Origin of the sequence: Staphylococcus sp. GDB20D11A (genome assembly GCF_016893255.1) — a bacterium.
Taxonomy (GTDB): Bacteria; Bacillota; Bacilli; order Staphylococcales; family Staphylococcaceae; genus Staphylococcus; species Staphylococcus aureus.
Map to the genome: position 1 here is coordinate 66,434 of NZ_JAFEPJ010000006.1, position 15,522 is coordinate 81,955.

The window sequence follows — 15,522 nt, forward strand, 5'->3', positions numbered from 1 at the left end:
ATATGCCGGTATTATTAAAAAGTTTGCAAGGCGTCGGTCATGCGATTCATGTTAATACAAAATTAAACGAAAAATTGAATGAAGATAGCACGTTAGACATTGATATGATAGAAAATGCCAGCACTTTCGACGCAATCGGCGCTATTACAAAGATGTGGACTATCACAAATATAAAGGGGGAAGATGACCTCGATGAATATGTAATAGTAATGCTTGATAAATCAACGATTGGAAACAAAATCAAACTTAGTATCAAAGCGAGACAAAAAGAATTAGATGATCTAAACAATTCTAGGATTTACCAAGAATATAACGAAAGTTTCACTGGCGTAGAGTTTTTTAACACTGTATTTAAAGGAACTGGTTATAAGTACGTATTGCACACTAAGGTTGACGCATCAAAGTTCGAGGGATTAGGCAAGGGAGACACAAGACTTGAGATATTCAAAAAAGGACTTGAACGCTATCATCTCGAATATGAGTACGACGCTAAAACAAAAACATTTCACTTGTATGATGAATTATCTAAAGTAGCAGATTACTACATCAAATCAGGTGTAAATGCTGATAATGTCAAAATTCAAGAAGATGCTTCGAAATGCTACACATATATAAGAGGTTATGGCGACTTTGACGGTCAACAAACCTTTACAGAGGCTGGATTACAATTCGAATTCACACACCCATTAGCACAACTTATTGGGAAAAGGGAAGCGCCTCCGTTAATAGATGGACGTATAAAAAAAGAAGATGTTTTGAAAAAATCAATGGAGCTAGTGATAAAGAAAAGTGTCACTGCTTCTATTTCTTTGGACTTCGTAGCACAGCCTGAGCATTTTCCAGAGGCTAACCCTAGAATTGGCGATGTCGTAAGAGTAGCTGAACCAACTATAGGCTATAACGATTTAGTGAGAATAGTCGAGATTACTACACATAGAGATGCATATAACAACATCATCAAACAAGATGTAGTATTAGGCGACTTTACAATGCGTGACAGATATAGAAAAGCTATCCATGAAGCTACGAACTATGTTAAGAATGTAAAAACAACTAAGTCAGACCCGGCTAAGTACTTGAGAGAACTAAACGCTAAAGTTAATGCTAGTTTATCTATAAATAATGAATTGGTTAAGCAGAATGAAAAAATAAACGCTAAAGTCGATAAGATGAATACTAAAACAGTTACAACTGCTAATGGTACGATCATGTACGACTTTACTAGTCAATCAAGTATAAGAAACATCAAATCAATTGGAACGATTGGCGACTCTGTAGCTAGAGGGTCGCACGCAAAAACTAATTTCACAGAAATGTTAGGCAAGAAATTGAAAGCCAAAACGACTAATCTTGCAAGAGGTGGCGCAACAATGGCAACAGTTCCAATAGGTAAAGAAGCGGTAGAAAACAGCATTTATAGACAAGCAGAACAAATAAGAGGAGACCTAATCATATTACAAGGCACTGATGATGACTGGTTACACGGTTATTGGGCAGGCGTACCGATAGGCACTGATAAAACGGATACAAAAACGTTTTACGGTGCCTTTTGTTCTGCAATTGAAGTTATACGGAAGAATAATCCAGATTCAAAAATACTAGTGATGACAGCTACAAGGCAATGCCCAATGAGTGGCACAACGATACGCCGTAAAGACACGGACAAAAACAAACTAGGGTTAACACTTGAGGACTATGTAAACGCTCAAATATTAGCTTGTAGTGAGTTAGATGTACCAGTGTTTGACGCATATCACACAGATTACTTTAAGCCATACAATCCAGCTTTTAGGAAAGCGAGCATGGAGGACGGCTTACACCCTAACGAAAAAGGTCACGAGGTTATTATGTACGAGTTAATCAAGGATTATTACAGTTTTTACGACTAAAGGAGGCAACCAATGGCTTACGGATTAATAACAAGTTTGCATTCTATCACTGGTGAAAAAGTAGTTGCTCAGCACGAGTACAACTATCGATTACTTGATAATGGAATGAGCAAACTTGAAAAGATGTTTATATATCATCAAAAAGAAGAAATATATGCGCACACAGCTAACCAAATTAAATATTTGAATGGTAGTGTCTCAGACTTTTTAGCTTATTTAAACGGCCGTTTCAGCAATATGGTACTAGGTCATAACGGCGACGGTATCAATGAAGTAAAAGACGCGCGTGTTGATAATACTGGTTATGATCATAAGACATTGCAAGATCGTTTGTATCATGATTATTCAACACTAGATGCTTTCACTAAAAAGGTTGAGAAAGCTGTAGATGAACACTATAAAGAATATCAAGCGACAGAATACCGATTTGAACCAAAAGAGCAAGAACCGGAATTCATCACAGATTTATCGCCATATACTAACGCAGTAATGCAATCATTTTGGGTAGACCCTAGAACAAAAATTATTTACATGACACAAGCGCGTCCAGGCAATCATTACATGTTATCTAGATTGAAGCCTAACGGACAATTTATTGATAGACTGCTAGTTAAAAATGGCGGACACGGCACACACAACGCCTATAGATATATCGGCAATGAGTTGTGGGTTTATTCAGCAGTGTTAGACGCTAACAACAAAAACAAGTTTGTACGCTTTAAATACAGAAGCGGAGAAATGACGTATGGCAACGAAATGCAAGACGTTATGCCAAATGTATTTAACGATAGATATACGTCAGCAATTTATAATCCTATAGAAAACTTAATGGTTTTTAGACGTGAATATAAAACTTCTGAACAACAAGCTAAGAACGCATTAAATTTTGTTGAAGTAAGAAGTGCTGACGATATTGATAAAGGTATAGACAAAGTACTGTACCAAATGGATATCCCTATGCAATACACATCAGGTACGCAACCTATGCAAGGTATTGCTTATGATGCGGGTATCTTATATTGGTACACTGGCGATTCTAATCCGGCTAATCCTAATTACTTACAAGGCTTTGATATCAAAACGAAAGAATTGTTATTTAAACGTCGTATCGATATAGGCGGTGTGAATAACAACTTTAAAGGAGATTTCCAAGAGGCTGAGGGTCTAGATATGTATTACGATCTAGAAACAGGACGTAAAGCACTTTTAATCGGGGTAACTATTGGACCAGGTAACAACAGACATCACTCAATTTATTCTATCGGCCAAAGAGGTGTAAACCAATTCTTAAAAAACATTGCACCTCAAGTATCGATGACTGATTCAGGCGGACGTGTTAAACCATTACCGGTGCAAAACCCAGCGTATCTAAGTGATGTTACTGAAGTTGGTAACTATTACTTATACTCTCAAGATACGCAAAATGCGCTAGACTTTCCATTGCCTAAAGAATTTAGGGATGCAGGTTGGTTCTTTGATGTATTGCCTGGTCACTATAACGGCGCTTTAAGACAAGTACTTACTAGAAATAGTACAGGTAGAAATATGCTCAAATTTGAGCGTGTTGTCGACATTTTCAACAAGAAAAACAATGGTTCATGGAACTTTAACCCACAGAGTGCAGGTTTTTGGGAACATATTCCGAAAAGCATTACTAAGCTATCTGATTTAAAAATTGTTGGCTTAGACTTCTATATCACTACAGAAGAATCAAAGAGGTTTACTGATTTCCCTAAAGACTTTAAAGGTATTGCAGGTTGGGTGTTAGAGGTAAAATCAAACACACCAGGCAACACAACACAAGTGTTAAGACGTAACAACTTTGCATCTGCGCATCAATTTTTAGTTAGAAACTTTGGAACTGGTGGCAATAGCGGTTGGAGCATTATAAAAGGCGAGGAGGTTAAGTAATGGTGGTAGATAATTTTTCGAAAGATGATAACTTAATCGAGTTACAAACGACATCACAATATAATCCAGTTATTGACACAAACATCAGTTTCTATGAATCAGATAGAGGAACTGGTGTCTTAAATTTTGCAGTAACTAAGAATAACAGACCGTTATCTATAAGTTCTGAACATGTTAAAACTTCCATCGTGTTAAAAACCGATGATTATAACGTTGATAGAGGCGCTTATATTTCAGATGAATTGACGATAATAGACGCAATAAATGGTCGATTACAATATGTGATACCAAATGAATTTTTAAAACATGCAGGTAAAGTACACGCACAAGCATTCTTCACGCAACATGGTAGTAATAACGTAGTTGTTGAACGTCAATTTAGTTTCAATATCAAAAATGATTTAGTTAGTGGGTTTGATGGCATAACAAAGCTTGTTTATATCAAATCTATTCAAGATACTATCGAAGCTGTCGGTAAAGACTTTAACCAATTAAAGCAAAGTATGGTTGATACACAAACGTTAATAGCAAAAGTGAATGATAGTGCGACAAAAGGCATTCAACAAATTGAAATCAAGCAAAACGAAGCTATACAAGCTATTACTGCGACACAAAATAGTGCAACACAGGCTGTTACATCTGAATTCAATAAAATAGTTGAAAAAGAACAAGCGATATTTTCGCGTGTGAATGAAGTTGAGCAACAAATCACTGGTGCTGATCTTGTCAAAGGCAACTCAACGACAAATTGGCAAAAATCTAAAATTACTGATGATTACGGTAAAGCGATTGAATCATCTGAGAAGTCCATAGAGGCTATTTTAAGCGCAGTTAATACATCTAGGATTATTCATATCACTAGCGCAACAGACGCGCCAACATTTAAAGATATAGGCACTGTTGATACACCCATAGAAGATGGTGTTGATGATGGTTCTGAAGTTCCAGTAGCTCCTAATACTTTAGGTAAATCAGGCGTATTAGTTATCTATGTTGTCGATGATAGTACGGCACGTGCTACATGGCACCCAGATGATTCAAACGATGAGTACACAAAATATAAAATTGCTGGCACATGGTATCCGTTCTATAAAAAAGTTGACGAAGAATTAACGAAGAAATTTGTTGAAGAAACTTCTAACAACGCTTTAAATCAAGCCAAGCAGTATGTTGATGATAAGTTTGGAACAACTAGCTGGCAACAACATAAGTTAACTGAGCCTAACGGTCAATCAATTCAAGTTAACTTAAACAATGCGCAAGGCGATTTGGGTTATCTAACTGCAGGTAATTACTATGCAACAAGAGTGCCGGATTTACCAAGTAGCGTTGAAAGTTATGAGGGGTATTTATCTGTGTTCGTTAAAGATGAAACAAACAAATTTTTCAACTATACGCCTGCAAACTCAAAAAAAGTTTATACACGATCAATCATAAATGGTCGATTAGACTCACAATGGACTGTACCAAATGAGTATAAAAAAGCGGTTTTATTTGATGGCGCGGCTAACGGGGTTGGTACAACACTTAACTTAACTGAATCATATCAAAACTATTCTCTTTTAGTAATATCAGGTACTTATCCTGGAGGCACTTTTGCAGAAGTCAGTTTAACATCTATGCCAAATTCCATAGTAATATCTAAAACAAATCTAGTTGATAGTGATGGCAACGGTGGTGGCTTATATGAATGTTCTGTTTCTAAAACTAGCAATACTACATTCAGAATCGACGTTGATATCCTATATGACATTGGTAGAAGTACGGGCTCTGGTGCAAATGCAAACAAAATTACTATTAAACGTATTGAGGGGTGGAAATAATGAAAATCACAGTAAACGATAAAAACGAAGTTATCGGATACGTTAATACTGGCGGATTACGCAATAGTTTAGATGTAGATGATAACAATGTGCCTATTAAATTTAAAGAAGAATTCGAGCCTAGAAAGTTTGTATTCACTAACGGCGAAATTAAATACAACAACAATTTTGAAAAAGAAGATGATTCGAACACACCAAGTCAACAAACTGCAACAGATTTGAGTGATGAGGAACTTCGCGGAATGGTTGCAAGTATGCAAATGCAGGTGACGCAAGTAAACATTTTGGCGATGGAATTAAAGCAACAAAACGCTATGTTAACACAACAGTTGACTGAAATAAAAGCTGGTAAAACAAATGCAGAGGAGGACGTTTAAATGGAGAAAATTAAGATGATTTATCCAACTTTCAAGGACATTAAAACTTTTTATGTGTGGGGTTGCTACAAAAACGAACAAATTAAGTGGTATGTAGATATGGGTGTAATCGACAAAGAAGAGTATGCATTAATCACTGGAGAAAAATACCCAGAAACAAAAGATGAAAAGTCACAGGTGTAATGCTTGTGGCTATTTAATTTAACACAAAGTAGGTGGCGTAGTGTTTGGTTTTATCAAACGACGTGAGCACGAATGGCGAATTATACGCTTAGAAGAAAACACTAAAGACACGTTTAAAAAACTAGATAGCATTGAAAACAGTTTAAGAACACAAGAAAAAATTTATGACAAGTTAGATAGAAAATTCGAAGAATTAAGGCGCGATAAGATTGAAGATGAAAAAAACAAAAAGAAAAATGCTAAAAATATTAGAGACATCAAGATGTGGATTCTCGGTTTGATAGGGACTATCTTCAGTACGATTGTCATAGCTTTACTAAGAACTATTTTTGGTATTTAAAGGAGGTGATTACCATGCTTAAAGGGATTTTAGGATATAGCTTCTGGGCGTGCTTCTGGTTTGGTAAATGTAAATAACAGTTAAGAGTCAGTGCTTCGGCACTGGCTTTTTATTTTGATTGAAATGAGGTGCATACATGGGATTACCTAACCCAAAGACTAGAAAGCCTACAGCTAGTGAAGTGGTGGAGTGGGCAAAGTCGAATATTGGTAAGAGGATTAATATAGACGGTTATCGTGGTGCTTAATTAAGGGTTCCACGTAAAAAAATAATGTGAATTGCTGGAACACCCTTAGAGTCTTAATAACTACAACGTAATTGGCAACGATAAGCGTGAATGTTAAAAAATATTAAGAATTGGGCAATCAGCAGCGAAGCCTCTATGGTAACAGTAGAGGAACGTTCAACGACTAAGTGCTACAAATTTGTAGACAGTGCATTAAATATTCATATGTGATACAATGTTTTTGACGATTAACGAGGAGTGGTCAAATGGACATTGTGGGTATGCAGTTTAATTATTTAAAAGTATTGGAATTTTATGGTAGAAATAAACATAAAAAGAAGTTATATAAATGCTTATGTACAAGATGTGGTAATGAAAAAATTATGATCGGTACTGCAGTGAAAAACGGGTATTCTAAAAGTTGTGGTTGTCTAGCGAAAGATAACCATCATAAAAAACACGGAATGACAGGCACTTTAATTTATCATAAATGGAAAGGCATGAAACAAAGATGCTATAACCATAATTATGATTTTTATAATGCGTATGGTGGTAGGGGAATAAAGGTTTGTGATGAATGGAAAGATGACTTTATGCAATTCTATAAAGATATGGGAGATGTGCCTTTCAAAGGTGCTGAACTAGATAGAATTGATAATGACGATGATTATAAACCTTCAAATTGTCGATGGGTAAGCCATAAAGAAAACTCAAATAATCGCAGGAAATATCACAATAAAACAGGATATACTGGTGTCACTTTTAAACCTAAAATAAATAAGTATCAAGCTCAATTGTACAAAAACAAAAAATTTATATACTTAGGTGTTTACGAAACTGCAGAAGAAGCGTATTTAGCGTATAAAAAAGCTAAAAATGAATATTAAGATATAGTCTAGTCTCATGTGAAAGCATGAGGCTCTTTTTATAGAGCGGTTTAACGTTATACAAGCGCGTTGAGAAATCAATACAGGGAAAGACGTTAAATTAAATACAAACGCAATGTTGGGATACACCTAACTTTATTTTTAAAAGATATTGGGGTTTTGTAACATGGGGCAATGCTAAGGATATGGCTAATTACAGGTATCCTAAGGGTTTCCGATTCTATCGTTATTCATCTGGATTTGTACCGGAACCTGGAGACATCGCAGTTTGGCACCCTGGCAACGGAATAGGTTCGGACGGACACACCGCAATAGTAGTAGGACCATCTAATAAAAGTTATTTTTATAGCGTTGACCAAAACTGGGTTAATTCTAATAGTTGGACAGGTTCTCCAGGAAGATTAGTAAGACACCCTTATGTAAGTGTTACAGGCTTTGTTAGGCCTCCATATTCAAAAGATACTAGCAAACCTAGTAGTACTGATACAAGTTCAGCATCAAAAGCCAATGACTCAACAATTACTGGCGAAGCGAAGAAACCGCAATTTAAAGAAGTTAAAACAGTAAAATACACTGCTTACAGCAATGTTTTAGATAAAGAAGAGCACTTCATTGATCATATAGTTGTAATGGGTGATGAACGCTCAGATATTCAAGGATTATATATAAAAGAATCAATGCATATGCGTTCTGTAGACGAACTGTATACGCAAAGAAATAAGTTTATAAGCGATTATGAAATACCGCATTTATATGTCGATAGAGAGGCTACATGGCTTGCTAGACCAACCAATTTTGATGACCCGCGTCACCCTAATTGGCTAGTTATTGAAGTATGTGGTGGTCAAACAGATAGCAAACGACAATTCTTATTGAATCAAATACAAGCGTTAATACGTGGTGTTTGGTTATTGTCAGGGATTGATAAAAACTTATCTGAAACGACGTTAAAGGTAGACCCTAATATTTGGCGTAGTATGAAAGATTTAATTAATTACGACTTGATTAAGCAAGGTATACCGGATAACGCAAAGTATGAGCAAGTTAAAAAGAAAATGCTTGAGACATACATTAAACGAGATATATTGACACGAGAAAATATAAAAGAAGTAACGACAAAAACAACAATAAGAATTAGTGATAAAACATCAGTTGACAGTGCGTCCACACGAGGCCCTACTCCATCAGACGAAAAACCAAGCATCGTTACTGAAACAAGTCCATTCACATTCCAGCAAGCACTGGATAGACAAATGTCTAGGGGTAACCCGAAAAAATCTCATACATGGGGCTGGGCTAATGCAACACGAGCACAAACGAGCTCGGCAATGAATGTTAAGCGAATATGGGAAAGTAACACACAATGCTATCAAATGCTTAATTTAGGCAAGTATCAAGGCATTTCAGTTAGTGCGCTTAACAAAATACTTAAAGGAAAAGGAACGCTCGACGGACAAGGCAAAGCATTCGCGGAAGCTTGTAAGAAAAACAACATTAACGAAATTTATTTGATCGCGCACGCTTTCTTAGAAAGTGGATACGGAACAAGTAACTTCGCTAGTGGTAGATACGGTGCATATAATTACTTCGGCATTGGCGCTTACGACAACAATCCTAACTACGCAATGACGTTTGCAAGGAATAAAGGTTGGACAACTCCAGCAAAAGCAATCATGGGCGGTGCTAGCTTCGTAAGAAAGGATTACATCAACAAAGGACAAAATACACTGTACAGAATCAGATGGAATCCTAAGAATCCAGCTACGCACCAATACGCTACTGCTATAGAGTGGTGCCAACATCAAGCAAGTACAATCGCTAAGCTATATAAACAAATCGGTTTAAAAGGTATCTACTTCACAAGGGATAAATATAAATAAAGAGGTGTGTAAATGTACAAAATAAAAGACATTGAAACGCGAATAAATAACAAAAATGTTGATATCGGCGACATAGGTTGTCGCTTCTACACGGAAGACGAAAACACAGCTTATGTCAGAATCGGAATCAACGACGAAAAAGGCAGAATCAACTTCAAAGAAAGTAATTTGACACCTAAATTACATCTATTCTTAGAAGATGGTTCTATATTCAAAAATGAGCCAGTTTTAATCGACGATAATGCGATAAAAGGCGATATATGGATAGAGCATAGAAACGCAGACATGGGCAAGATTTATAACCAACAATTCAAAGAAGAAACAATTGAAGCTGGTTATGAATGGCAATTCAAACTGAATTACAGAACAACAGAAATACCATACGCAAACACATTAATTTAAAGCTAACCTTTCGAGGTTGGCTTTTTATTTTGGATAAAAGGAGCAAACAAATGGATATTAACTGGAAATTGAGATTTAAAAATAAAGCAGTATTAACAGGTTTAGTTGGTGCATTGTTGCTATTTATCAAGCAAATCACGGATTTATTCGGATTAGATTTATCTACTCAATTAAATCAAGCTAGCGCAATTATAGGCGCCATCCTCACGTTACTTACAGGTATTGGCGTTATTACTGACCCGACGTCAAAAGGTGTTGCTGATTCATCTATAGCACAGACATATCAAGCGCCTAGAGATAGTAGCAAAGAAGAACAACAAGTCACTTGGAAAACTTCACAAGATACTAGCTTAACACCGGAATTAAGCGCAAAAGCACCGAAAGAGTATGACACATCACAGCCATTTACAGATGCTTCTAATGAGGTTGGTTTTGACGTGAACGAATATCATTATGGAGGTGGCGACAATGCAAGCAAAACTAACTAAAAAAGAGTTTATAGAGTGGTTGAAAACTTCTGAGGGAAAACAATTCAATGTGGACTTATGGTATGGATTTCAATGCTTTGATTATGCCAATGCTGGTTGGAAAGTTTTGTTTGGATTACTTCTAAAAGGTGTAGGTGCAAAAGATATTCCATTCGCCAACAATTTTGACGGACTAGCTACTGTTTACCAAAATACACCAGACTTCTTGGCACAACCCGGCGACATGGTTGTATTCGGTAGTAATTACGGTGCTGGATATGGTCACGTTGCATGGGTTATCGAAGCAACTTTAGATTATATCATTGTATATGAGCAGAATTGGCTCGGCGGTGGCTGGACTGACGGAATTGAACAGCCCGGCTGGGGATGGGAAAAAGTTACAAGACGAAAACATGCTTATGACTTCCCTATGTGGTTTATCCGTCCTAACTTCAAAAGTGAAATAGCTCCACGTTCAGTTCAATCTCCTACACAAGCGTCTAAAAAGGAAACAACTACGTCACAGCCTAAAGCGGTAGAACTTAAAATCATCAAAGATGTAGTTAAAGGTTATGACCTACCTAAACGTGGTGGTAATCCTAAAGGTATTGTCATTCATAATGACGCAGGAAGCAAAGGGGCAACAGCAGAAGCGTATCGCAACGGATTAGTTAACGCACCTTTATCGAGATTAGAGGCAGGTATTGCGCATAGTTATGTATCAGGTAACACAGTTTGGCAAGCTTTAGATGAATCGCAAGTAGGTTGGCATACTGCTAACCAAGTAGGCAATAAATATTATTACGGTATTGAAGTGTGTCAATCAATGGGCGCAGATAATGCTACGTTCTTAAAAAATGAACAGGCAACTTTCCAAGAATGCGCTAGATTGTTGAAAAAATGGGGATTACCAGCAAACAGAAATACAATCAGATTGCATAATGAATTTACTTCAACATCATGCCCTCATAGAAGTTCGGTTTTACACACTGGTTTTGACCCAATAACTCGCGGGCTATTGCCGGAAGATAAACAATTACAGTTAAAAGACTATTTTATCAAGCAAATTAGAGCGTATATGGACGGTAAAATACCGGTTGCCACTGTCTCAAACGAGTCAAGCGCTTCAAGTAATACAGTCAAACCAGTTGCAAGTGCATGGAAACGTAATAAATATGGTACTTACTACATGGAAGAAAGTGCTAGATTCACAAACGGCAATCAACCAATCACAGTGAGAAAAGTAGGGCCATTCTTATCATGCCCAGTAGGTTATCAGTTCCAACCTGGCGGATACTGTGATTATACAGAAGTGATGTTACAAGATGGCCACGTTTGGGTAGGATATACATGGGAGGGGCAACGATATTACTTACCTATTAGAACATGGAATGGTTCTGCCCCGCCTAATCAGATATTAGGTGACTTATGGGGAGAAATCAGTTAGAATAAAAAAGTGAATGATCCTTTTCTGGGCAGGTACTTCGGTACTTGCCTATTTTTTTATGCAAAAAAAACGAAAAAAGTTTATAAAAAGCGTTGCATTATAGCAAAAGGCATAGTATAATATAAGTATAGGAGGTAGCAAGATGAGAATAAAAATAAAAGCACCCAAAAGCATAAAGTGTTCAATCAAAATAAACTTGGTCGTTTTGCAAATTGAACTTGCTTTTGAGTACTAGTCAATGAGGGGATTTCTTCCCCTCTCTAATAAAAATATAACATAATTCTCATTAAAAATATATGAAAATAAATATCAGAAAATCAACCAAAAAAGAATTTATATCCGGATTCATTGCATGGAGCTTAATAATCATATTGTTATGGGTGGTGTTTAAATGAGGGAATTAATCCAAAAATTATTTGATAGTGATTTGAGTAGTTTGCATATATCTAAGCAAACAGGAGTGCCACAAAGCACAATACACAGAATGAGAAAAAATGAACGATCATTAGACAACATGTCATTGAAAAATGCTGAGCTACTCTATAACTTCGCTATTGATATTTTTAATGACGAAGATAACAAAAGGCAAAGCCTATTAATTAAGAGGGCAAGCATTATAGGTATGTTGCAAAATTTAGAACTCACTTCGGAAGAACGCCATGAGCTCGAAAATGAATTGAACGATATTGAATTGAAGCTTAAAAAGAATGAATAATTAGAAAAACCACGTCTTAATTGACGTGGTTATTTTTGTATGGAAATTAACGTCCCTAAAACGTTCCTAATAACTCGAATTGACCGTTGTTATAGGTTTTTAAAACTCCCTCACTCTCCGTAAAAATAAGCTTTAAAACCTTGATTTAACAGCTTTTTATTCTAGCAAGTGTCAAATAGGTGTCAAGAAAATAATTCTCTGACTCGTTGACCTTGCTCTTTTTTATGTTCTTCAAGTAGGTGTGAATAGGTGTTTAACGTTTGCGATATTGTAGAGTGACCTAATCGTTTGCTAATATATTCAATCGGTATGCCTTTTGATAGTAAGTAAGATGTGTGAGTATGTCTAAGTGAATAGGGAGTGATGTTATCATTATTTAATCCTATTACTTCTTTTGCTTTTTTAAATGATTTGCTCACTGATGTATGACTAACCGAAAATAGCTTTCCGTTAATTCTACGTGGCAATCTAGCCAACTTTGAATTTATACGCATAATATCTCTTGGATTAACTTCTACGTCTCGTTTTGAATTCTTTGTTTTTGTTCCGGGTAAATGAACTATACCATTTGCTTTGTTTAAATCTTTGTATGTCATATTGATAACATCGCTATATCTTGCACCAGTAATACCTAAAATATACAGAAAGATATAACTTTCTTCATCTCTTTTTTTAAAGTATTCTAGTAAGTTTAAGTAGTCTTTAATCGTTATATATTTAAACTTCTCATCTTTAGATTTTTCAGTGCCTTTGATATTAACATCATAGGTAGGGTCTTTTTTAAAATAACCATCATATAATGCGTCTTTGATACATCTTGCTAAACAACCGTGAACCTTTCTCACGGTCTCGTCAGTATGACCTTGTGCGTATTTATTTAAAAACCTTTGATATTCGCTTCGAGTAATATTTTTTACTAACATGTTTTCCCCAAAAAACTCGCTAAATAACTTAATTGATCTTTTGTACCAATAAAACTGTTTGCTGGATAATTGTTTTTTATTTTTTATATTTATCCAATCACTGTAGTATTCTTTAAATTTTTTGTTATCTTCAATGTTATTTCCGTCCTCCAAATCTCTAATCAATTGTTGTGCAGCATTACTTGCCTCTGCTTTAGTTTTGAATCCCGACTTTCTTTTCTTTCCTGATTTGAAAGACGGATGTTTCAAATCGTATTGCCAAGATGTCGACGTTTTATTCTTTCTTTTTGTAATAGTAAATGATGCCATCTTATTTCTCCTCCTCAAAATCGGCAAAAAAATAATAAGGGTAGGCGGGCTACCCGAAATTATTTAGTTTGATTTTATTCATACCTTTCTGGTTCGAGACCCATTTCTCTTAAAATTTGATCGCTATTTTCTTGTGCTCTTTGAGCTTCTTCAGGTGTATAAAAATGCTTATACTCTCTTTTATATATCGGGTCTGTTTCTCCTTCTACATATCCTTCTCTAATAGGGTTATTTGTAGTTGTGTGTGATTTCCCATTATAAATTTCTGTAACTGTATTCCCGTTTTCTATAACTGTGTAATTGTTTTTATTGCTTTGTTGTTGATTGTTATGATTACTATTATTATTTAAGACTGGTTGTTTATTATTGACATTTTGAACTTGCTCATTATTGTTTTTGTTTATATCTTGATTCTTCTTTTCGTTCTTTGGCTTATCATTATTTTTCTTAGCTTCTTTTTTGACTTCTGTTTTTTTTTCGTCTTCCATTTCCTTATTTTCATTGCTAGCTTTTCCACATGCGACTAAAATCATTGTACTAGCTAGTAATAGACTGAATAATCTCGTCATACTGTTATCTCCTTTTATTTTTATGTGAATCGATAGTTTTATAATTAAACAATATCTAAATTCTTAGATTTGTCTAACTAAGTGTATACGATTCATTTATATAATTATAAAATAATTGAAACTTTAGTACAATGTATTAATTTTATATGTTAAAAAGTTAAGATTATTAGTATAAAGATATCATTCATTCTCCGTTAATTTAACAGAAATACAATGAAATGTTAGTATTCTTAAAAGAGCAAGTGTCAAATACGTTTCAAGAAAAAGATTTTCTGATTCGTTGACCTTGCTCTTTTTGTTCTAAAATAAAACGTGCAAATAAAAAAGTATCTACTTTTTTACTTGCACGATATGATTTGAAAATTAAAGAATATGAATAAGGGACTACTGCTAATTTATGAGGTTAAAGTTTTAATGATTTTTGATTTATTAGACCATTTTAAAATTTCAAGGTTCTCATGTTCTGCTACAGTTTGTGCTCTTTCATTTATCGGATGATCTACATCATTTACAATTATTAACATGATAGGTTCTAATTTGTTTCTGGATGGTCTGTTTGGTTTGATATCACGGTAAATATAAGCTTCATTAGTTATTTTGTTAAAATCTAAGTTATTTGTAAAGTTAACTAGTTTTTCTGGTTGTGATTTTGTTTCTGAAACAATATAATCAATAGAATATTTTAAACCTGATTCTCCAGAAACAGAAACTTGTGCTAAACCTCTTATTTCTCGGTCATATAAGAATTCAAATACTTCTTCATAGAATATGTTTGTAACGTTAGATTTAGTAGTTAAAGTAAGGTCATAAATTTTCAATATGCCTTGAATTAAATTATGTTTAGACTGAGCAAAACTCTCATTTTTAACATCGGCTGTAATTTCTTTATCAACTAATTTTAAATTAAATTGATTTAAAATATTCTGTATAAGTTTAGTTCTCGTTTTTGTGTTTATATCAATACCCAACATTTCTAATTCATTAATCGTCAATCCGTCATCTGATAGACAAATTTCATTATTAGGTAGTGTATCAGCATATATTCTAATAAAATCATTCAAATGATTCTTAAAGGGAGTAGTAATTTCTGTAGAACTATCTAATTCTTTGAAGATATAATTTTGTTTTAACCAGTTGAAATATTCGTTCATTCTTTCTTCGATAGTCTTCACTT

At 35.0% G+C, this 15,522-nt stretch carries 12 protein-coding genes and 4 pseudogenes; 13 read left to right on the forward strand and 3 right to left on the reverse strand.

The window, feature by feature from the left end; translation table 11 throughout:
• Window positions 1-2: 2 nt before the first annotated feature.
• The 13 genes and pseudogenes from JV528_RS04950 to JV528_RS05005 form a co-directional block, all read left to right on the forward strand.
• Window positions 3-1,889 (forward strand): SGNH/GDSL hydrolase family protein, encoded by a 1,887-nt coding sequence (locus JV528_RS04950; protein WP_204177417.1) that lies wholly within the window; start codon window positions 3-5, stop codon window positions 1,887-1,889.
• A 12-nt stretch (window positions 1,890-1,901) separates the two neighbouring features.
• Window positions 1,902-3,800, forward strand: a complete 1,899-nt coding sequence (locus JV528_RS04955; protein ID WP_204177418.1) for a phage baseplate protein — start codon at window positions 1,902-1,904, stop codon at window positions 3,798-3,800.
• Window positions 3,800-5,623, forward strand: a complete 1,824-nt coding sequence (locus JV528_RS04960) for a phage baseplate upper protein (RefSeq protein ID WP_204177419.1) — start codon at window positions 3,800-3,802, stop codon at window positions 5,621-5,623. Before JV528_RS04955 ends, JV528_RS04960 begins: the two co-directional genes overlap by 1 nt.
• Complete coding sequence (locus JV528_RS04965) at window positions 5,623-6,000, forward strand: DUF2977 domain-containing protein (RefSeq protein WP_204177421.1); 378 nt, start codon at window positions 5,623-5,625, stop codon at window positions 5,998-6,000. The genes JV528_RS04960 and JV528_RS04965 overlap by 1 nt, the downstream gene beginning before the upstream one ends.
• Window positions 6,001-6,009: 9 nt before the next feature.
• Entirely contained in the window at window positions 6,010-6,183 is a 174-nt protein-coding gene (locus JV528_RS04970; RefSeq protein ID WP_001800921.1) for an XkdX family protein, read from the forward strand.
• Window positions 6,184-6,223: 40 nt separating this feature from the next.
• Window positions 6,224-6,523, forward strand: coding sequence for a DUF2951 family protein (locus tag JV528_RS04975; RefSeq protein ID WP_204177423.1), 300 nt, complete (start codon window positions 6,224-6,226; stop codon window positions 6,521-6,523).
• A 136-nt stretch (window positions 6,524-6,659) separates the two neighbouring features.
• Window positions 6,660-6,767, forward strand: a pseudogene (locus tag JV528_RS14885) (hypothetical protein); the annotation flags it as partial.
• Window positions 6,768-7,015: 248 nt separating this feature from the next.
• The gene (locus JV528_RS04980; RefSeq protein ID WP_031870345.1) at window positions 7,016-7,636 is read left to right on the forward strand and encodes an AP2/ERF family transcription factor; all 621 of its coding nucleotides are present in this window, start codon (window positions 7,016-7,018) and stop codon (window positions 7,634-7,636) included.
• A 110-nt stretch (window positions 7,637-7,746) separates the two neighbouring features.
• Window positions 7,747-9,516: pseudogene (locus JV528_RS04985) on the forward strand (glucosaminidase domain-containing protein); the annotation flags it as partial.
• Window positions 9,517-9,528: 12 nt separating this feature from the next.
• Window positions 9,529-9,777 (forward strand): annotated as a pseudogene (locus JV528_RS04990) (BppU family phage baseplate upper protein); the annotation flags it as partial.
• 191 nt (window positions 9,778-9,968) lie between these two features.
• Window positions 9,969-10,406 (forward strand): phage holin, encoded by a 438-nt coding sequence (locus JV528_RS04995; protein ID WP_000354125.1) that lies wholly within the window; start codon window positions 9,969-9,971, stop codon window positions 10,404-10,406.
• Window positions 10,387-11,832, forward strand: a complete 1,446-nt coding sequence (locus JV528_RS05000) for an SH3 domain-containing protein (RefSeq protein WP_204177424.1) — start codon at window positions 10,387-10,389, stop codon at window positions 11,830-11,832. Before JV528_RS04995 ends, JV528_RS05000 begins: the two co-directional genes overlap by 20 nt.
• A 391-nt stretch (window positions 11,833-12,223) precedes the next feature.
• Window positions 12,224-12,409, forward strand: a pseudogene (locus JV528_RS05005) (DNA-binding protein); the annotation flags it as partial.
• Window positions 12,410-12,729: 320 nt separating this feature from the next.
• Here the strand turns inward: JV528_RS05005 and JV528_RS05010 are convergent.
• The 3 genes from JV528_RS05010 to JV528_RS05020 all read right to left on the reverse strand — a co-directional run bounded on the left by JV528_RS05010 (window position 12,730) and on the right by JV528_RS05020 (window position 15,520).
• Window positions 12,730-13,779: a tyrosine-type recombinase/integrase gene (locus tag JV528_RS05010; protein ID WP_000146087.1), complete on the reverse strand. Its 1,050-nt coding sequence runs from the start codon at window positions 13,777-13,779 to the stop codon at window positions 12,730-12,732.
• A gap of 74 nt (window positions 13,780-13,853) precedes the next feature.
• Window positions 13,854-14,348 carry a hypothetical protein gene (locus tag JV528_RS05015; protein WP_000197444.1) on the reverse strand — a complete coding sequence of 165 codons (495 nt, stop codon included), beginning with the start codon at window positions 14,346-14,348 and terminating at the stop codon, window positions 13,854-13,856.
• A 395-nt stretch (window positions 14,349-14,743) separates the two neighbouring features.
• Window positions 14,744-15,520 carry a DUF1828 domain-containing protein gene (locus tag JV528_RS05020; RefSeq protein ID WP_000848320.1) on the reverse strand — a complete coding sequence of 259 codons (777 nt, stop codon included), beginning with the start codon at window positions 15,518-15,520 and terminating at the stop codon, window positions 14,744-14,746.
• Window positions 15,521-15,522: the final 2 nt, after the last annotated feature.

Excerpts from the sequence above, each read along its gene's own strand:
- JV528_RS04950 (WP_204177417.1), top strand. The coding sequence starts at position 3 with ATGCCGGTATTATTAAAAAGTTTGCAAGGCGTCGGTCATGCGATTCAT.
- JV528_RS04955 (WP_204177418.1), top strand. The coding sequence starts at position 1,902 with ATGGCTTACGGATTAATAACAAGTTTGCATTCTATCACTGGTGAAAAA.
- JV528_RS04960 (WP_204177419.1), top strand. The coding sequence starts at position 3,800 with ATGGTGGTAGATAATTTTTCGAAAGATGATAACTTAATCGAGTTACAA.
- JV528_RS04965 (WP_204177421.1), top strand. The coding sequence starts at position 5,623 with ATGAAAATCACAGTAAACGATAAAAACGAAGTTATCGGATACGTTAAT.
- JV528_RS04980 (WP_031870345.1), top strand. The coding sequence starts at position 7,016 with ATGGACATTGTGGGTATGCAGTTTAATTATTTAAAAGTATTGGAATTT.
- JV528_RS04995 (WP_000354125.1), top strand. The coding sequence starts at position 9,969 with ATGGATATTAACTGGAAATTGAGATTTAAAAATAAAGCAGTATTAACA.
- JV528_RS05000 (WP_204177424.1), top strand. The coding sequence starts at position 10,387 with ATGCAAGCAAAACTAACTAAAAAAGAGTTTATAGAGTGGTTGAAAACT.
- JV528_RS05010 (WP_000146087.1), bottom strand. The coding sequence starts at position 13,779 with ATGGCATCATTTACTATTACAAAAAGAAAGAATAAAACGTCGACATCT.
- JV528_RS05015 (WP_000197444.1), bottom strand. The coding sequence starts at position 14,348 with ATGACGAGATTATTCAGTCTATTACTAGCTAGTACAATGATTTTAGTC.